The sequence below is a fragment of the Aeromonas sp. s6 genome, assembly GCF_040907815.1.
GTDB classification, from domain to species: domain Bacteria; phylum Pseudomonadota; class Gammaproteobacteria; order Enterobacterales; family Aeromonadaceae; genus Aeromonas; species Aeromonas caviae.
The window spans coordinates 119,820-137,916 of record NZ_JBFOCN010000052.1 but is presented as its reverse complement, the minus strand read 5'-3'; the positions used below and the strand labels follow the sequence as shown (position 1 = coordinate 137,916).

The following is an 18,097-nucleotide window of genomic DNA, read 5'->3' as shown; positions in this document are numbered from 1 at the left end:
TCATGAAGCGTGAAGCGGGCTGGCTGACATTGAGCCGTGAAACATCGGGTGTGGTGAACAGGAAAACGGGGAAACAGCGATGAAAATCTTGTTGGGTTGCCTGATGGCCATGTTGCTGACGGCGTGCAGTGGCAACCGGGTGGTGAACTATGACGTGGGCGAGAAGCCCGATGACTTCCCGGTGCTCAAGGCGGTGGGGTATGCGGTGATCGACATCCAGCCCGGCCCCTCCCAGTCCGAGAAGATGTTGCAGGCGATCCGCGCCTCCAAGATGGACGCCTACCGGGAGCTGGCGGAGCAGCTCAACGGCCAGCAGGTGCGCGGCCAGAGCAGCTACAAGGACCTGACCCAGACCTCCAACTCCCTGGATGTGTCGGTGGCGGGCATGGTGCGCGGTGCCCGGGTGGTGGCGACCTATCCCCGTGGCAACACCTATGCCACCGAGCTGGAGCTCGACACCCGCAACCTCTATCACCTGAACCAGCTGATGGCGGGCCAGTTCTAGGGCGGGTCCGGGGGGCGCCGGCATGAGCCCGGCGATCATCACGGCACAGACAAAGGCGAGCGCAGGCTCGCCTTTTTGTTTGGTCGGGAAGGGGCTCGGATCTGCGGGGAATAACCGGGGTTGGCGCCTTGGACGGGATAGGGCCTGGTGAGGATAACCGGGATTGGCGTCTTGGGGGGAGAGCTGGTCTTCTGCAGGAGAAACGGACTTGATGGGCTGGGCGGGATCCGGCCTGTGGCGAGGAAAAAGGGGGCTGAGATCGAACAAGAGGTGCCCGGGCGCCGGAATAGCAGCCTTTATTGTTTAGGTAAATCTAACGATGCTGCCATATCGTTAAATAAATTCAAACGATAGAAAGGCCCGGCAGGCGGCAAAAGGAGGCCGCAACGGGAGGAAGATGGCCTGATGGTGAGTGGAAAGACAGCAGCGCCAGGATCCCGGGTCCGCGAGGGAGGGGGGGGAGGGCGGTTTAACGCCGGAAGGGAGGGGCGGGACCGGGCGCGTCTCACGGGGAGGGCGCAGAGAGCACAAAGGCGAGCCGGGGCTCGCCTTTGTGTGGCAGGGGAGGGATCCGCTCCCCATCAGCTTCCCATCAAGACAGGCGGCACGGCGGTCGGCTTGACGTCTTCGCTCGGGTAGCAGCCCAGCACCTTGATGTAGCGGGTGATCTTGGTCAGCTCCAGCAGGGCGGCCTGCATGGCCGGGGTCTGCAGGTTGGCGGAGACATCCAGGTAGAACATCTCCTCCCAGGGGTTGCCCTGCACCGGACGGGATTCGAGCTTGGTCATGTTGATCTCGTGGCTGCGCAGCACCAGCAGCGCCTCCACCAGGGAGCCCGGCTTCTGGGAGGTGGACATAATGAGGGTGGTCTTGGCCGGGATCTGGGGTGCCACGTCGATGGGCTTGCGCGCCACCACGATGAAGCGGCTGTAGTTCTCCTTCTGGTTGGCGAGCTGCTCGGCCAGCACGTCCAGGCCATAGAGCTCGCCGCCGGCGGCGCTGCCGATGGCCGCCGCTTCCGGGCTTGCCAGCTCCTTGACCTTCATCATGGCGCTGGAGGAGGAGTCGCAGATTTCGTGGCGCGCCCCTTCCAGCTTGCTGAGGTAATGGGAGCACTGCTGGAACACCTGGGGATGGGCGTAGAAGGTCTTGATGCGTTCGATCTCGGTGGGCACGGCGGTGAGGATGCAGTGCTCGATGGGATAGGTGAGCTCACCCACGATGGAGAGGGTGGTGTGCTGCATCACGTCGTATACCTCGTTGATGGAGCCCGAGCTGGTGTTCTCGATGGGCAGCACCCCGAAGGCGGCGCGGCCCGACTCCACGGTGTCCAGCACCTCGCGGAAGTTCTGGCAGTTCACCTCGATCACCTGATCCTTGTAGCGGGCCAGGTACTTGCGGGCGGCCAGGCTCGAGTAGGAGCCGCGCGGTCCCAGGTAGGCGACGCTGGTCATGGGCTCCTGCTGCTGGGGGTTGAGCAGGCTCTGCAGGTAGGCCTGCTGGGAGAGCACGGAGTCTTCGATGATGGTGTGGTAGATGCGGGTGATGTACTGGGCATCCAGTCCGAGGGCGCGCCCTTTCTGGATCAGGGCGACCAGCAAGTCCTGTTCGCGCTGGTGGTCACGGATGGGACGGGGATTGGCCTGCTTGGCGCGGGCGACCTCGATGCTGAGGGTCTTGCGTTTGGCCAGCAGGGCGAGCAGCTCCTGATCCAACTGGGTGATGTCGTGTCTGATCTCGTCGAGCGTTGCCATGGTGGTTCCCTATCCAGTGATTCTGTGGTGTGTGGTGCAAAAAAAAGCCTCCGCTGGGGAGGCTCGATTCGTCTTTGGTTTCTGTTTACGCGAATGGTTCACGTGACGACGGGCCTTCCCTCATGTGGGCCGGGTAAACGAGAAAACAAAGAAGAATGGTGTGTTCATGGGCGTGTCCTGAATGTAACGCCATAACCATTAAGGGATTTGGCGGTGCGATGCAAGTAAAACTTGCCCGGGGGCGTTGAACGGGGCAGGGTGGTGGCTCGGGTTGCCGGGGGAGAGTGAGCGTCGTTCTGGTCCCTGTTTATGGCAACCGCCGTGACCACATCCGTGGCAACAACACACAGAGGGGACGAGACGATGGCGGTGATCTTCGATCTGGGCAGGGTGGTGGTGCGCTGGGATCCGGTGGCCATAGTGAGTGCGGTGCGCGGACCTGAGGGGGCGACTGGGATCGCGGAGCAGCTGTTCAACCACCCGGACTGGCTGGAGGTGGACAGGGGGACCCTCTCCCTGCACACCATGGCCCGTCAGGCGCAGGGGCGCACCGGCCTGTCGATGGCGGAGAATCTGGCCATCTTGCAGGCGGTGCCGTCCTCCCTTGTGCCGGATCCCGCCATGGTGGCGCTCATCGAAGAATTGCACGGTGCAGGCCACACCCTCTATGCCCTCTCCAACATGGGGCACGCCAGCATCGACTGGCTGGAGCAGCATCAGTCCTTCTGGCGCTTCTTTCGCGGCAAGGTGGTGTCGGCCCGGGTGCGGATGCTCAAACCCGAGCCCGACATCTACCGCTATCTGCTGGTGTCGTTCGACCTGAGCGCGCAGGAGTGCCTCTTCATCGACGACAGCCCGGCCAACGTGGCGGCGGCCGAGGCGCTCGGTCTGCGGGGGCTGATCTTCACCGATCCGGCCCGGTGCCGGGCGCATCTGATCGCTCAGGGGTTGTTGCCTGCCTGAGGGGAGCCAGTTTCGCTTCGCAGCGAAAAAAGTGGGCAAAACCTTGATTGAGGGCAAATAACGTACAGCTTTATCCATGCTCTTTAAGTGTATATTCAGCTTGGGACGGGCAAAATGGTATCCAGTTCATCATCCGGAGTTGTTGTTATGGATGCCAATGTCGTTGCGCTGCATCGGGGATACGATCAGACCTTTCAAGCCAGGGAACAGAGGCTCATCAACACCCTGGCCGGTTACAGCGAACTGCTTGTCTCCTTCTCCGGCCGACTGGAATCCTGCTACAGCATGGATCTGTGCCGGGCCAGCGGGGTGCGATTTCGCGCCATCACCCTGGACAACCCCACCCTCAGCCGCCAGTCGGTGGCCAGGGCACAGCGCTACTGCCGGCACTACGGCATCCCCCATCAGGTGCTCAAGACCGACGAGATGATCTTCAGCGCGCACCTGGGCCACCTCGCCGAGGTGACCGACCCGGTGCGCTACCTCTGCCAGCAGCTCGAACATGAAGAGGGCCCGCCGCTGCTGATGTCGGCCTCGGTGGAGGAGAAGCGGGAGTACCTGCGCCGATTCCACAGCCTGCCCGCCAACACCCTCTGGATCTTTGCCGAGCAGGGGATGACCAACCGGGATTTTCGCTACGGCTTTCACAAGCGGCAACTGGCGCTCTGGGGAGACGTGGGGGAGGCCTGCCTGAGCCGGCGGTTTGTCGATATGGCCTCCCTGGACAGGCGGCACCTGCGGATGGTCGACATGGCCGAGCAGATGCTGGTGGACATGGGGTTGGGGGGAGCCCAGGTCTTCTTCCATACCCTGGGTGACAGGGTCACCACCCTTGCGAGGATCCGGGTGCCCGAACGGCTGCGGGCCCTGGTGTTCGACATGCAGCCCACCATCCAGAAGGCCCTCAGGAGTGCCCAGTTCGATCTGGTGACCCTGGATCTGGCCACGCTGGAGGATCCCCACCCCCTGGTCATCTGAGCCGGGGCGTAACGTGAGGGGGGTCATAGGCAAGGAGGGCGCGACTCTTTATACTGCCCCCTTCGCATCCTTTATCGAGTGCCTGCCCATGAAACCCCTCTCCCGACTGCTGGTCGCCCTCTGTCTGTGCCCTCTGCTGGCCGAGGCGGCTCCCCTGCACCAGATCACCTTGCCGGATGGTCGCCAGGTGCAACTCAATGACGATTTCACCTGGGAATACCTGCTGGTCAAGCCGGCAGCCACGGTAGCCGGTCAGGCAGTGACGGCGAGTGTCGCGGCCCCGGTGCTGACCGAGCAGGCCATGGCCCATCCCGACTTGCTCTCCCAGGCGACCCGGGACGGCATCACGGTGAAGCTGGACCAGGTGGCGGGGGACGATCCCCTCAGCCTGCAGTTCGTGGTGAGCAACACCGGCAGTCGCAACGTGGTGCGCGTCAACGGCAGCCTGACCCTGTTCAGCGCCGACGGGGTGCAGCTCTCGAGCGAGCCCGTGCGCTTCTGGGTCGGGGAGAACCGCCTGCCTGACTCCTACCTGCGCAAGGGGGAGGCACGCACCTCCCGGGCCATCGAGCTGGCACGACCCGCCGGCCTCACCGGCAAGCCGCTGGTGCGGGTGCAGATCGACGAGGTGGAGTTCCGCTAGGATGACGGCGGGGGAGCCCTCGCTCCCCCGCAGAGTGTTGCACCGGTAACCGCCAGCAATATCCGCTTACATCTGACATGGTTTGGCAACAGCTTGCTCCTCGGCGTTGCCCCCTTTGCCCGTCACAATGGCTCCATTCCAGTTAGGTCCGCCTAACTCAACCCATGGAGTCAACAAAATGCAAAAGATCGCACTGTCTGTTCTGGTTCTGGCCGGTCTCTCTTCCACCTCCGTCCTGGCGCAAGATGCCTTCAGCTATGCCAAGGGCTCTGCCACCTGGGCCCACACCAAGTCTGACTACATCGGTGGCAAGGATGGGGAGAACCGCGACTTCGGCGGCCTGAGCCTGGATCTCTCCAAGAGCTTCACCAGCAATGTCTATGGCCGGATCGGCAGCGAATACACCTCCCGCAGCAGCGGCAACGACAGCATGGCCATCTCCAGTCTGGGGATGGGTGTCTACACCCCCCTCAGCACCGGCCTGAACCTCTACGGTGAAACCGGCCTGATGGGCTACAGCCTGGAACGGGAGCTGGCCTCCGACGTGAACCACTCCGGTTGGGATACCCTGGCCCGCAAGAAGAGCGGCAGCCTCTACGGAGAAGTGGGCCTGCGCTACGACACCGGCGCCGTCGAGCTCTCCACCGGCTATCGCTACGCCAACATGACCGACGACATGCACGACTTCAAGGCGGGGGCGGCGTACAAGCTGACCCAGAACCTGGCCCTCACCGCCGACTACACCTATCGCAACTGGGATCTGCAAAAAGGCTCCATCTCCAGCCTGGGTGTGAAATACAGCTTCTGATCATCCTTCCTGCAGGGTCTTCACCTTTACCCATGACTTCGGTCATGGGTTTTTTTTATGGGGGCTGATCCGCCCGCCGCCCCCTGGCCGTATCAGTTCGCAATAGTTATACAGCTTCCAATTTTTTGTATAACTGCTATAACTTACTCAAGGCTTATACAAGGGGCTTCATTATGTACAAGATCAAGGTCGGTATCAGTGCCTGTCTGCTCGGCCAGGAAGTGCGCTTCGACGGGGGCCACAAACGCTCCAGTTTCTGCGAACGGGATCTGGGCGCCCATTTCGACTATCACCCCGTCTGCCCCGAGATGGCCATTGGCCTGGGTGCACCCCGCGCCGCCATCCGGCTGGTGAAGCGCCAGGGCGAGGTGCGGGCCGAGGCAAGCAACGGGAGCTTCGACGTCACCGACAAGCTGATTGCCTTCAGCGAGCAGAAGGCACGCCAGCTCGACTTCCTCTCCGGCTACATCCTCTGCGCCAAGTCCCCCAGCTGCGGCATGGAGCGGGTGCGTATCTATGGCGCCAACAACGAGGGGAGCGCCAAGGAGGGGGTCGGCCTCTTCGCCAAGGCGCTGATGGAGGCCAACCCCCTGCTGCCGGTGGAGGAAGATGGCCGCCTGTGCGACCCCATCCTGCGGGAGAACTTCGTGCTGCGGGTCTTCGCCTACCACGACTGGCAGCAGCTCTGCGCCCGGGGGATCACCGCCTCAGCCCTGATCCGCTTCCATTCACGCTACAAGTACCTGGTGCTCTCCCACGCCACCACCCACTACCGGGCGCTGGGGCGCCTGCTCGCCAACCTTGGCAAGGCCAACCTGCAGGAGGTGGCCGACAGCTACATCCAGGGGTTGATGGCTGCGCTGACTCTTCGCGCCAACCGCCGCAGCCACACCAATGTGCTGATGCACCTGCAGGGCTACTTCAAGCGGGTGCTGACCCCGGCCCAGAAGCAGGAGCTGTGCGACACCATCGACAAGTACCGCACCGGGGTCTTCCCGTTGCTGGTGCCCCTTACCCTGATCCGCCACTACCTGCGCGAGTACCCGAACCCCTATCTCGCCGAGCAGGTGTACCTCAATCCCCATCCCGACACGCTGAAATTGCGTTACGGGCTGTGAAGGTGTGGCTGGATTTGGCCGATCAGGCCTACCTCGACCTTCATCCCGACACGCTCAAGCTGCGCTACGGGCTCTGAACCCCCTGTGCAGGCCCCGGTGGATGACCGGGGCCTCTTTCCAACGTCTGATGGACTCTCTCATGTCTGATGAATCACAAGCCGCCGCGCCTCTCCCCGACGAGGGCGTCTACCCCATTCGCGAGGTCTCCCGCCTCACCGGCGTCAACGCCGTCACCCTGCGCGCCTGGCAGCGCCGCTACGGGCTGGTGCAACCGGCCCGAACCGAGAAGGGCCATCGTCTCTACAGCGAGCAGGATATCCGCCAGATAGGCGAGATCCTGAGCTGGCTGGAGCGGGGGGTGAGCATAGGTCAGGTGAAGGGGCTCCTGAGCGAGCCCCAGAGTGCGCCGGTGAGCGATCACTGGCAGCAGACCCTGGAGCAGTTCAGCCAGGCGCTGCTCGCCTTCAACCAGCGCAAGGCGGAGGCCGAGCTTGGCGATCTGCTGGCGAGCTACCCCTTCGAGCTGGTGCGCAGCCGGGTGCTGCAGCCCCTGGTGGAGCGGCTGCTGGGGCTGTGGCGCGAGCGCCCCGATGGCGAGTTGCTGCAACAGGTGTGGCTCGGCTGGCTGCATACCCGCTTCGCCCGCCACCTCATCGAGCAGGAGAAGGGCGTGCCCGTCACCCTGGCAAGCTGGGGGCAGGTGGGGCCGCTGGATCTGGTCTGGGCTGCGTATGAGCTCATCGGTCAGGGTTATGAGGTGCAACTGCTGGGGGCGGTGGAGCCCCGCTATGCCACCCTGCTGGAGGGGCGCGCCACTCCCCCCTGGCTGATCCTGCTGGGGGCCGGGCTCGGCAAGCAGGACCAGGCCGCCGAATGGCCTGAGGGTACCCGCTTCTTTGGCGAGCTGGGACGCCTCTACGATGAGCCGTGGCGGCGTGCCCGCAACTGGCACGCCACCCTGGCAGAGGTCAGTGCGACGACCCGCACTGCCAAGGCGAAGGGCAAGGGCGGGAGAACACCGTCATGAGGCTGGTCTGGTTTCGCAACGATCTGCGTCTGGCCGACAACCCGGCCCTGCGCCACGCCTGCGCCGGAGATGAACCGGTCGCCGCACTCTTCATCGTCTCGCCGACCCAGTGGCAGCAGCACAAGCTGGCCCCGGTCCGCCAGCGCTTCATGCTGGCACAGGTGGATGCCATGGGCCGCGAGCTGGCGGCCCTCGGCATTCCGCTTCATCTGCTGCGGGTCGAGACCTTTGCCGAGGTGCCGACGGCGCTGACGGCGCTTTGCCGGGAGCTCGGGGTGAGCCAGCTCTACGCCAACCAGGCCATCGAGATTGACGAGCTGCGCCGCGACCACGCCGTCAGCGCCGCGCTGGGGGAGCAGGGCATGACCAGCCACTGGTTCAACGGCTGCTGCGTGCTGCCGCCCGGTCGGGTGCTGACCGGGTCGGGGGAGATGTTCAAGGTCTTCACCCCCTTCAGCCGCGCCTGGCTCAAGGCTCTCGAGGAGGATGGCTTCGTCATTCACCGTGCCCCCGCACCACGCGGCGAGCCGTTGCCGTGGCTGCCCCTGGCCGAGCGGGAGTGGGTGGACGACGGGCTGGGGGAGCTGACGGCGGACACCCGCTGGCCGGTGGGGGAGGCCGAGGCGAGCCGCCGGTTGCACGCTTTTCTGGATCAGGCGGTGCTCGATTACGGCGAGACCCGGGACTTTCCGGCGCTGGCGGGCACCTCCGTGCTCTCCCCCTATCTGGCGGCGGGCATCATCAGTGCCCGCCAGTGCGTGGGGGCGCTGCAGCAGCGTCTCGGCTACCGGCCCCAGTCGAAGGCCCAACCCGGTTTCGTCTGGCTCAACGAGCTCATCTGGCGCGAGTTCTACCGCCACTTGCTGGTGCTGATCCCGAGCCTCTCCATGAACCGCCCCTTCAAGCCGGAGACGGCGGCCCTGCCGTGGAGCTGGGATCCAGATGCCTTCGCCGCCTGGTGCGAGGGGCGCACCGGCTACCCCGTGGTCGATGCGGCCATGCGCTGTCTCAACGCCACCGGCTGGATGCACAACCGGCTGCGGATGATAGTGGCGAGCTTCCTCACCAAGGATCTCCACATCCACTGGCGGCTTGGGGAGGACTACTTCATGAGTCGGCTCATCGACGGGGATCTGGCGGCCAACAATGGCGGCTGGCAGTGGGCGGCGGGGACCGGGGCCGATGCGGCGCCCTATTTCCGGGTCTTCAACCCCACCACCCAGGGGCAACGATTTGATCCACAAGGGGAGTTCATTCGTACCTGGGTCACTGAGCTGGCGGATGTGCCTGCTGCCTATCTCCACGAGCCCCACGACTGGTTGCGGCTCAAGGGGCGGCAGGATTATCCGGCCCCCATGGTGGATCATGCCGTTGCACGGGTGAGGGCCATCGAGATGTTCCGCGAACTGGAGAAAAACTAGCATGAATGACGCGCTGGCCCGCTTTGTCATCCTCTACCTGCAATTGGACAAGCATCAGTTGCACCGCTTGCCGGAGGTCTATGCCGATGAGGTGCTCTTCATCGATCCTGCGCACCGGATAGAGGGGCTGGCCGCGCTCACCCGCTACTTTTCCTCCCTTTATGAGCGCCTTGCCCAGTGCAGCTTCGAGATAACGAGTCAGCAGCAGTCGGGCAACGAAGCCTGGCTCGCCTGGGTCATGACCTTCTCCCACCCCAGGATTGCCGGTGGCCGGGCTGTCAGGGTCGAGGGGGCCACCCGGCTGACGTTCGACTCCTGGGGCAAGGTGTGCCTGCACCGGGACTACTTCGATCTCGGGGCCATGCTCTACGAGCAGTTGCCGCTGCTGGGGCCCGTGGTACGTGCCATCAAGGGGAGGCTGGGGACATGAGCGGCCGGGTGCTGATCACCGGGGCCACCTCGGGCATCGGCCGCCAGCTGGCGCTGGATTATCGGCGCGCCGGCTGGCAGGTGTGGGGTTGTGGCCGGGACGAGGTGCGCTTGCAGGCACTGGCCGACCTGGGGATCACCCCTTTGCGATTCGATGCGCGCGACAGCGCCGCCATGGCCGGGGTGGCCGCGAGTCTGCCCGCCCTCGACCTGCTCATTCTCAATGCGGGCAATTGTGAATACATGGATCCGGCAGAAGGCTTTGATGGCGCCTTGTTTGCCCGGGTCATCGAGACCAACCTCATTGCCACCGGCAACGCCCTGGCCGCCTTGCTGCCGCGGCTGGGGGCGGGTGGACGGCTTGCCATCGTCAGCTCCTCGGTGAGCTGGCTGCCCCTGCCACGGGCGGAGGCCTATGGCGCCTCCAAGGCGGCCCTCGATTATCTGGCGGATACGTTGCGCCTGGATCTGGCCAGCAAGGGCATCGGGGTGACTCTGATCCGCCCGGGCTTCGTGCAGACGCCGCTCACCGACAAGAATGATTTTCCCATGCCCTGCCTGGTGACGGTGGAAGAGGCTTCCCGCGCCATCATGACGGGGCTTGCCGCCGGTCGCCACCAGATCCACTTTCCCCGTCGCTTCATCTGGCTGCTGCGCCTGCTCGGCGCCCTGCCGACAGGGCTCTGGCTGCGCCTTGGCCGCACACTCGTTTCGAAAGGACGCCCTTCATGAAGAAAAAGATCGCCATCGTCGGCTCCGGTATCTCCGGTCTCACCGCCGGTTTTCTGCTCCACAAGCTGCATGACATCACCCTGTTCGAGGCGGCGCCGACCCTGGGAGGCCACACCGCCACCGTGGAGGTGGAACAGGCTGGGCGCCACTATGCCATCGACACCGGCTTCATCGTCTTCAATGACCGCACCTATCCCAACTTCCTCAAATTGCTGGAGCGCATCGGGGTGGGGCGCCAACCCGCCGAGATGAGCTTCTCGGTCAAGAGTCCCGAGGGGATGGAGTACAACGGTCACAACCTCGATACCCTGTTCGCCCGGCGCCGCAATCTGCTGAGCCCGCGCTTCTATCGCTTCGTCGCCGAGATCCTGCGCTTCAACCGGGAGGCGCGGGCCTGGCTGGCCGCGCATCGCCAGCGGGAGCTGACCCCCGAGCTGACCCTGGGGGACTTCCTGCAGGCGGGGAAATTCAGCGACTATTTCGCCCGCCACTACATCCTGCCCATGGGGGCGGCCATCTGGTCCTCCACCCTGGCGGACATGCGTGCCTTCCCCTTGAGCTTCTTCCTGCGGTTTTTCGCCAACCACGGGCTGCTGGAGGTGGCGAACCGGCCCCAGTGGTATGTGATCCCGGGGGGCTCGCGAGAGTACATAGGGCCGCTCACGGCGGGCTGGCAGTCGCACATCCGCCTCGCTACCCCGGTGGAGGCGGTGCGCCGGGTGGCGGATGGCGTCGTGGTCACCAGCCAGGGGCAGGAGGCCCATTTTGACGAGGTGATCTTCGCCTGCCACAGCGATCAGGCCCTGGCCCTGCTGGCGGATGCGAGCGAGGGAGAGAGGGCCATCCTCGGGAACATGCCCTATCAGGCCAACGACGTCTGGCTGCACACCGACGCCTCCTGCCTGCCGATGCGCCGCAAGGCGTGGGCGAGCTGGAACTACCAGCTCGGTGAGGATGACGGGGCGCGCCCCCTGGTGAGCTACAACATGAACATCCTGCAGGGGGTGAGCTCCCCAGCGCCCTTCTGCGTCAGCCTCAATCCCCGTGGACGGGTGGACGAGAGCAAGGTGTTGCGCCGTTTCGTCTATCATCATCCGGTATTCAATCAGGGCTCCATCGCCGCCCAGCAGCGACGGGGCGAGATCTGTGGCCATCAGCATACCCACTTCTGCGGGGCTTATTGGTACAACGGTTTTCACGAGGACGGGGTGCGCAGCGCCCTGGACGTGGCCAGACGCTTCGGGGCCGAGCTATGAGCGGCGCCGCGGCCTTGACGCAGGGGGACGAGGGAATGGGGGAGGGGATCAGCGCCATCTGGCAAGGCTCGGTGCGCCATCGCCGCTTCGCCCCCAGGGCCCACGCTTTTTCATACAGCCTCTTCATGCTGGGGCTGGATCTGGACGAACTGCCCGGGCTTGAGCAGGGGCGCTGGTTTACCGTGGAGCGGGCCGGACTGCTCTCGTTTCGCCGCGAGGACTATATGCGGGGCAGCGAAGGGCCCCTCAAGCAGGCGGTCTGGGACAAGGTGGCGGCCCTTGGGGGGGATGCGGAGCCCGGCGGGCGGGTGCTGCTCCTTGGCAACGTGCGCTGCCTCGGGTTTTATTTCAGCCCGGTTAATTTCTATTTCTGCGATCGGGCGGGGGAGACCCGCTACCTGCTGGCGGAGGTCTCCAATACCCCCTGGAACGAGCGCCACTACTACCTGCTGGATCTGGCGGCGCTCTCCCCCCATGACAAGGATTTTCATGTCTCCCCCTTCATGGGGCTGGGGATGCGCTACCACTGGCGCATCCGGGCGCCGAAAGAGGAGGCGCTGATCCATATCGAGAGCCACCCCGTATCCGGTGAGAGCAAGCTGTTTGACGCCACCCTGGCCCTGCGCCGCGCGCCGCTGTCGCGCAAGGGGCTGGCGGCGCTGCTGGCTCGCTGGCCCTGGATGACCCTGAAGGTGCTGCTCGGGATCTACTGGCAGGCCCTGCGCCTTTTGATCAAACGCACCCCCGTCTTCACCCATCCGGAGAGCCGCCCGTGACGCTGACACACCCGTTTAACTCCGCTTCCTGGTGTTGTCAGCAGCCCATGGTGCGGGTTCATCCCAACCGAACGACCCCACTCTTGACCCATTCGGAGAGCCGCTAATGGAACTTGCTCAATCAACCCTCTCTGCCTCTTTCATCGACAAGGGGGCCAAGCAACTGCTGCTCAAATTGCTGGCGCGCCTTGAGCAGGGCCAGCTGGTGCTCCACGACGGCAGCGAGTGCCACCGTTTCGGCAAGGCGGGCAGCGACCTGCATGCCGAGCTGGTGGTGCAGGATCCGGCGTTTTATCGCCGCCTGCTGCTGGGGGGGAGCATCGCCGCAGGAGAGACCTGGGTGGAGGGTCTCTGGACCAGCCCGGAGCCGGTGGCACTGGTGCGCTTGCTGGCCCGCAATCTGCCGCTGCTCGACGCCCTGGAACGGCGCCTCGGCTGGCTCAGCTTCCCGTTCAACAAGGTGCGCCACTGGTTCAATCGCAATACCCTGACCGGTTCGCGCGCCAACATCGCCGCCCACTATGACCTTGGCAACACCCTCTATCAGGGCTTTCTCGACGATCACATGCAGTATTCGAGCGCCATCTATCCCCACCCGGATGCCACCCTGGAGGAGGGGCAGCAGGCCAAGCTGCGCACCATCTGCGAGCGGCTTGAGCTTGGGCCGGACGACCATCTGCTGGAGATAGGCACCGGCTGGGGCGGTCTCGCCGTCTATGCGGCCCGTCACTACGGCTGCCGGGTCACCACCACTACCATCTCCCGGGCCCAGCACGACTATGCCAAGGCGTGGATCGAGCGGGAGGGGCTGGGAGATCGCATCACCTTGCTGCTGGAGGATTACCGCAAGCTGGAGGGACGCTATGACAAGCTGGTCTCCATCGAGATGATCGAGGCGGTGGGGCACGCCTTCCTGCCCGACTATTTCCGCCAGTTGTCGCGCCTGCTCAAGCCCGGCGGACGCCTGCTGATCCAGGCCATCACCATCGCCGATCAGCGCCACGCCCAGTATCTGCGCGGGGTGGACTTCATCCAGCGCTACATCTTCCCGGGAGGCTGCCTGCCTTGCGTCTCCCAGATGGCGGGTCTGCTGGCGCGGGAGACCGACATGCAGCTGGTACGGCTGCACGATCACGGCCACCACTATGCCCGTACCCTGGCCCACTGGTGCGAACGCTTCCTGGCGCTGGCCCCGGAGCTGCCCAAGCTCGGTTACAGCCAGGATTTCATCCGGCTCTGGCACTTCTACTTCGCCTACTGTGAAGGGGGATTCTGGGAACGGGCCATCAGCCTGGTGCAACTGGAGGCCGCCAAGCCGGGGCCCCATGGCTGGTCCGGGGACTTGCCGGCACACGGTCGCTGATCATGTGGCAGTGGGCCCACCTGCTGGGATTCAACCTCTACTGGTTGCTGGCGGTGAGATGGCAGCAACCGGGCCCGCTGCTCGGGATGCTGCTGCTCCATTTCATCTTCTCCCCCCGCCGCGGGCAGGACTGGCGCCTCATCCCGGTCGCCCTGGCAGGCTGCCTGCTCGACATCCTGCTCTGGCGCCTCGGCCTGTTTCACTTTCCGTCCGGTTTTCCGCTCTGGCTGTTGCTGCTCTGGTGCGGTTTCGCCCTGACCCTCTCCCACGGCCTTCCCTGGCTTCGCCTCTTGCCGCGCTGGCAACAGGGGCTGTTCGGCATGGTGGGGGGCGCCTCCTCCTATATGGCGGGGGCCGCCATGGGGGCAGTAAACTTACCCTGGGGCATCTGGACAAGCGCAGTGCTGCTGGCGGTGATCTGGATGTGGTGGTTACCCGTACTCCTGTGGGTAACGGTCAAGCTGGAGGGTGAGACGAGATGAACACCTTTTCGACCGACACCTTGTTGTTTTCCAAGTGGACCAGGGATGGCCAGTGCGAGCTGGCCGAGCGTTTCTACCTGGTGGTGGCCTGCCAGCGCGATGCCCAGGGGCATCTGGCGAGCGTGGTGATGCAGGATATCAACACCCTGCAGGAACAGGAGATGGACTGGCATGAACTGGAGGATCCCGCCCGTTGGCACATGGGGTGGAACTAGTCTGCTGCTGGCGGCCTTGAGCCTGCCACTGCTTGCGACCGCCCAGAGCGTTGCCGCCCCCTGGCAGGGGCTGCGCACCGTGGGGCAGGGGGAGATGCGCTGGCTCTGGTTCAAGCTCTATGACGCCACCCTCTACAGCGAGAGTGGCCGCTATCAGCCGGGGCGCTACCCGCAGGCCCTCAGCATTACCTACGCGAGGGCCATCGAGCGCCAGGATCTGCTGGAGGCGACCGCCGCCGAGTGGCAGCGGCTCGGCCTTGGCAGCGAGAGTGAGCGCCAACGCTGGCTGGCTCGACTGGCCACGCTCTGGCCGGATGTCTCCCCCGGCGACAAGCTGGTTTTTTATGTGGACGAGCAGGGGGCGGGCCACTTCTGGTTGCGAGATCGCCTCCTTGGCTCTCTTGATGATCCCGCCTTCGCCCCCGCGTTTCTTGCCATCTGGCTGACTGACGACAGCCGGGATCCCGCTCTGACACGCCGCCTGCGCGGCCAATCCTGATGGAGTATTCCATGAAGTTCTCTTCCTGGTGGCGTCTTGCCTGGTTGCTGCCCCTGCTGTGGCTCTCTGGTTGCGGCGCGGGTCTTGACGATTATCGCGGCTCCCGGCCGGGCTGGGATCTCGCCCGTTTCTTCAATGGCAAGCTGGTGGCCCACGGCCTGGTGACGGACCGCAGCGGCGAAGTGACCAGTCGCTTTCGGGTCGAGATGCAGGGGCACTGGCGAGAGGGCAAGGGGGAGCTGTTCGAGCAGTTTTACTTCGATGATGGCCGTCGGCAGACCCGCACCTGGTTTTTGAGCAAGGGGGCGGATGGCCACTGGCGCGGCACGGCTTCAGACGTGGTGGGGGAGGCGGTAGGCAAGACAGAGGGCTTTGCCCTCAACTGGCGTTATCAACTCGATCTGGCTCTGCCGGATGAGAGCGTGGTGAGGGTGAGCTTCGATGACTGGATGTATCTGCTGGACGACGATCGCCTGATCAACCGCGCGAAGATCAGCAAGTTCGGCATTCATCTCGGCGAGGTGATCCTCTATATCGAACGGCTTGAGCAATGAACGCCGGTGCATTTTTGCCGACGATAGCCATTGGCTATGGATCGGCAAGGCACAGACGATTGTCCTTTGAGTCTGCTTCTGGATAAGCTGACTCCGTTCCCGATAATGCTTACCACCTGGAGGTGAATCATGAAGAGCCCCATTGGTCTTGATACCGTTCAATCACAAGCTCTGGCCGCCGAGCTCAACAAGCTGCTGGCCAGCTACCAGATCCTCTACATGAACGTCCGTGGCTTCCACTGGAACATCCGCGGCAACCAGTTCTTCGAGCTGCACCTGAAATTCGAAGAGATCTACAACGACCTGCTGCTGAAAGTCGATGCCCTGGCCGAACGCATTCTGACCCTGGATGGCGTGCCCCTGCACAGCTTCAGCGACTACATCCAGGTGTCCGCCATCCCCGAGCATAAGGGGCTGCATGACGGTCGTGCCTGCGTGGAATCCCTGCTGGCGAGCTTCCGCGAACTGCTGGTTGCCCAGCGCCGCATCCTGGGTCAGGCCGCCGATGCCGGTGATGAAGGGACTGCATCCATCCTCTCCGACTATGTGCAGCAGCAGGAAAAACTGGTCTGGATGCTGCGCGCCTATCTGGCCTGATGAACCTGGGGCCGGCTGCCCATGCTCCGGCCCGTATCATTGCCCCTGTTGTTGCACACCCGAGTTGTCTCTCCTTGATTTCCCACCCGCTTGCCGCCCGATTTGGGCGGCTTTTTTCTATTTGATCTGCATCAATGAAATGTTAATTGGTAAATTGAATGCCTATTAAGTTTTCCAGGAGGCGAATAGAATCGCCACAAAACAGATAACTGAAATGTCCAATTAGGAGAGACATGATGTTTTGTGTGCAATGTGAACAGACTATTCGTACCCCGGCAGGCAACGGCTGCGCCTATGCACAAGGCATGTGCGGCAAGACGGCTGAAACTTCTGATCTGCAGGATGTGCTGATCTATACCCTGCAAGGGCTCAGCGCCTGGGCCCAGGCGGCCCGCGAGCACGGCATCGTCGACAGCGAAATAGACGCTTTCGTGCCCAAGGCGTTCTTTGCCACCCTCACCAACGTCAACTTCGACTCCGCTCGCATCGTCGCCTACGTCAACCAGGCACTGGCCTATCGCCAGCAACTGGCCGCCAAGCTGACACCGCTGGCGGTGCAGGCCGACACACTGCCCGCCGCGGCCAGCTTCGAGCCGGGTGCCGATCTGCTGGCCCAGCTTGCCCAGGCGCCGCAGACCGCGGTCAACCGGGGCAAGAACGAGGTCAACGAAGACATCATGGGGCTGCGCCTGCTCTGCCTCTATGGCCTCAAGGGGGCCGCCGCCTACATGGAACACGCCCGGGTGCTGGATCAGCAGGATGCCGGGGTCGCCGCCGAATTCCATCGCATCATGAGCTGGCTCGGCACGGATCCCTGCGATCTGGATCCCCTGTTCAAGTGCGCTATGGATATTGGCCTGCTGAACTTCAAAATCATGGAGATGCTGGATCTCGGTGAAACCACCGCCTTCGGCCATCCCGAGCCGACCCAGGTACGCGTCACTCCGGTACCGGGCAAGTGCATCCTGGTCTCCGGCCACGACATGGTGGATCTCAAGCTCATCCTGGAGCAGACCAGGGGCACTGGCATCAACGTCTACACCCATGGCGAGATGCTGCCGGCCCTGGCCTACCCCTTCTTCAAGCAGTACCCGCACCTGGTGGGTAACTATGGCTCCGCCTGGCAGAACCAGCAGAAGGAGTTTTCCAACTTCCCGGGCGCCGTGGTGATGACCTCCAACTGCATCATCGACCCGAACGTGGGCAACTACAGCGATCGCATCTTCACCCGCTCCATCGTCGGCTGGCCCGGTGTGACCCACCTGGAAGGGGAAGATTTCTCCGCCGTTATCGCCAAGGCGCAAGCGCTGGAAGGCTTCAAGCACGTTGAGCTCGAGCACTTCATCACCATCGGTTTTGCCCGCAACGCCCTGATGCAGGCCGCTCCTGCGGTGATCGACAAGGTCAAGGCTGGCGAAATCAGCCACTTCTTCCTGGTGGGGGGATGTGACGGTGACCGTGCCGAGCGCGCCTACTACACCGAGTTTGCCAAGGCGATCCCGCAGGACAGCCTGCTGCTGACCCTGGGCTGCGGCAAGTACAAGTTCAACAAGCTCGACTTCGGCGACATCGGCGGCATTCCCCGTCTGCTGGACGTGGGTCAGTGCAACGATGCCTACTCCGCCATCCAGCTGGCGCTGGCGCTCGCCGACGCGTTCGAGTGCGGCGTCAACGATCTGCCCCTGACCCTGGTGCTCTCCTGGTTCGAGCAAAAAGCCATCGTCATTTTGCTCACCCTGCTGGCGCTCGGTGTGAAGGACATCCGCACCGGCCCGACCGCCCCGGCCTTCCTCACCCCGGCCCTGCTCAAGGTGCTGGAGGAGCAGTTCGGCCTGAAAGGAACCACCACGGCAGACGCGGATCTCGCCGAGATCCTGGCGGCCTGAGCAAAGATACAGCCTTACACGCTCAGCATGTTGTAAGCCTTTGGCGAGCCTGATGGCTCGCCTTTTTTCAACGCTATTTCCGAGCAAGAGG

Annotated in this window: 20 protein-coding genes and 1 other annotated feature; of the genes, 19 read left to right on the top strand and 1 reads right to left on the bottom strand. The window is 63.8% G+C overall.

What is annotated here, in order from left to right; translation table 11 throughout:
• Positions 1-79: 79 nt before the first annotated feature.
• On the top strand, positions 80-505 hold the full coding sequence (locus AB5Y50_RS08135) for an LPP20 family lipoprotein (protein WP_010673311.1): 426 nt from the start codon (positions 80-82) through the stop codon (positions 503-505).
• Between the two features lie 581 nt (positions 506-1,086).
• Here AB5Y50_RS08135 and pheA read toward each other — a convergent pair.
• A complete protein-coding gene (gene pheA, locus AB5Y50_RS08130) occupies positions 1,087-2,259 on the bottom strand; it encodes a prephenate dehydratase (protein WP_010673312.1) in 1,173 nt (390 codons plus the stop codon).
• 38 nt (positions 2,260-2,297) lie between these two features.
• Positions 2,298-2,431 (bottom strand) — a sequence feature (Phe leader region).
• A gap of 191 nt (positions 2,432-2,622) precedes the next feature.
• Here pheA and AB5Y50_RS08125 point away from each other — a divergent pair.
• From AB5Y50_RS08125 to hcp, 18 genes are all read left to right on the top strand, one after another.
• Positions 2,623-3,222 carry an HAD family phosphatase gene (locus tag AB5Y50_RS08125; protein ID WP_010673313.1) on the top strand — a complete coding sequence of 200 codons (600 nt, stop codon included), beginning with the start codon at positions 2,623-2,625 and terminating at the stop codon, positions 3,220-3,222.
• Positions 3,223-3,336: 114 nt separating this feature from the next.
• Positions 3,337-4,200: a hypothetical protein gene (locus AB5Y50_RS08120; RefSeq protein ID WP_161646646.1), complete on the top strand. Its 864-nt coding sequence runs from the start codon at positions 3,337-3,339 to the stop codon at positions 4,198-4,200.
• 88 nt (positions 4,201-4,288) lie between these two features.
• Complete coding sequence (locus AB5Y50_RS08115) at positions 4,289-4,843, top strand: DUF3157 family protein (RefSeq protein WP_010673315.1); 555 nt, start codon at positions 4,289-4,291, stop codon at positions 4,841-4,843.
• A 178-nt stretch (positions 4,844-5,021) separates the two neighbouring features.
• Complete coding sequence (locus AB5Y50_RS08110) at positions 5,022-5,651, top strand: outer membrane beta-barrel protein (protein ID WP_010673316.1); 630 nt, start codon at positions 5,022-5,024, stop codon at positions 5,649-5,651.
• Between the two features lie 173 nt (positions 5,652-5,824).
• Positions 5,825-6,769, top strand: coding sequence for a DUF523 and DUF1722 domain-containing protein (locus tag AB5Y50_RS08105; protein ID WP_010673317.1), 945 nt, complete (start codon positions 5,825-5,827; stop codon positions 6,767-6,769).
• A gap of 139 nt (positions 6,770-6,908) precedes the next feature.
• Positions 6,909-7,796, top strand: a complete 888-nt coding sequence (locus AB5Y50_RS08100; RefSeq protein ID WP_010673318.1) for a MerR family transcriptional regulator — start codon at positions 6,909-6,911, stop codon at positions 7,794-7,796.
• Complete coding sequence (gene phrB / locus AB5Y50_RS08095; RefSeq protein WP_010673319.1) at positions 7,793-9,217, top strand: deoxyribodipyrimidine photo-lyase; 1,425 nt, start codon at positions 7,793-7,795, stop codon at positions 9,215-9,217. Before AB5Y50_RS08100 ends, phrB begins: the two co-directional genes overlap by 4 nt.
• Position 9,218: 1 nt before the next feature.
• A complete protein-coding gene (locus tag AB5Y50_RS08090; RefSeq protein WP_010673320.1) occupies positions 9,219-9,647 on the top strand; it encodes a nuclear transport factor 2 family protein in 429 nt (142 codons plus the stop codon).
• Positions 9,644-10,378 (top strand): SDR family NAD(P)-dependent oxidoreductase, encoded by a 735-nt coding sequence (locus AB5Y50_RS08085; protein WP_010673321.1) that lies wholly within the window; start codon positions 9,644-9,646, stop codon positions 10,376-10,378. The genes AB5Y50_RS08090 and AB5Y50_RS08085 overlap by 4 nt, the downstream gene beginning before the upstream one ends.
• A complete protein-coding gene (locus tag AB5Y50_RS08080) occupies positions 10,375-11,634 on the top strand; it encodes an NAD(P)/FAD-dependent oxidoreductase (protein WP_010673322.1) in 1,260 nt (419 codons plus the stop codon). Before AB5Y50_RS08085 ends, AB5Y50_RS08080 begins: the two co-directional genes overlap by 4 nt.
• Positions 11,631-12,410 carry a DUF1365 domain-containing protein gene (locus AB5Y50_RS08075; protein ID WP_029313896.1) on the top strand — a complete coding sequence of 260 codons (780 nt, stop codon included), beginning with the start codon at positions 11,631-11,633 and terminating at the stop codon, positions 12,408-12,410. The genes AB5Y50_RS08080 and AB5Y50_RS08075 overlap by 4 nt, the downstream gene beginning before the upstream one ends.
• Positions 12,411-12,516: 106 nt before the next feature.
• Complete coding sequence (locus AB5Y50_RS08070) at positions 12,517-13,773, top strand: cyclopropane-fatty-acyl-phospholipid synthase family protein (protein ID WP_039041352.1); 1,257 nt, start codon at positions 12,517-12,519, stop codon at positions 13,771-13,773.
• Positions 13,774-13,775: 2 nt separating this feature from the next.
• Positions 13,776-14,255: a DUF2878 domain-containing protein gene (locus tag AB5Y50_RS08065; RefSeq protein WP_052816343.1), complete on the top strand. Its 480-nt coding sequence runs from the start codon at positions 13,776-13,778 to the stop codon at positions 14,253-14,255.
• Positions 14,252-14,470: a TIGR02450 family Trp-rich protein gene (locus AB5Y50_RS08060; RefSeq protein WP_010673326.1), complete on the top strand. Its 219-nt coding sequence runs from the start codon at positions 14,252-14,254 to the stop codon at positions 14,468-14,470. The genes AB5Y50_RS08065 and AB5Y50_RS08060 overlap by 4 nt, the downstream gene beginning before the upstream one ends.
• Complete coding sequence (locus AB5Y50_RS08055; protein ID WP_052816342.1) at positions 14,427-14,969, top strand: chalcone isomerase family protein; 543 nt, start codon at positions 14,427-14,429, stop codon at positions 14,967-14,969. The genes AB5Y50_RS08060 and AB5Y50_RS08055 overlap by 44 nt, the downstream gene beginning before the upstream one ends.
• 11 nt (positions 14,970-14,980) lie before the next feature.
• Positions 14,981-15,523: a DUF3833 domain-containing protein gene (locus AB5Y50_RS08050; protein ID WP_080768134.1), complete on the top strand. Its 543-nt coding sequence runs from the start codon at positions 14,981-14,983 to the stop codon at positions 15,521-15,523.
• Between the two features lie 129 nt (positions 15,524-15,652).
• The gene (locus AB5Y50_RS08045; RefSeq protein ID WP_323582924.1) at positions 15,653-16,120 is read left to right on the top strand and encodes a Dps family protein; all 468 of its coding nucleotides are present in this window, start codon (positions 15,653-15,655) and stop codon (positions 16,118-16,120) included.
• Between the two features lie 236 nt (positions 16,121-16,356).
• Positions 16,357-18,006, top strand: coding sequence for a hydroxylamine reductase (hcp, locus tag AB5Y50_RS08040; RefSeq protein WP_368162605.1), 1,650 nt, complete (start codon positions 16,357-16,359; stop codon positions 18,004-18,006).
• Positions 18,007-18,097: the final 91 nt, after the last annotated feature.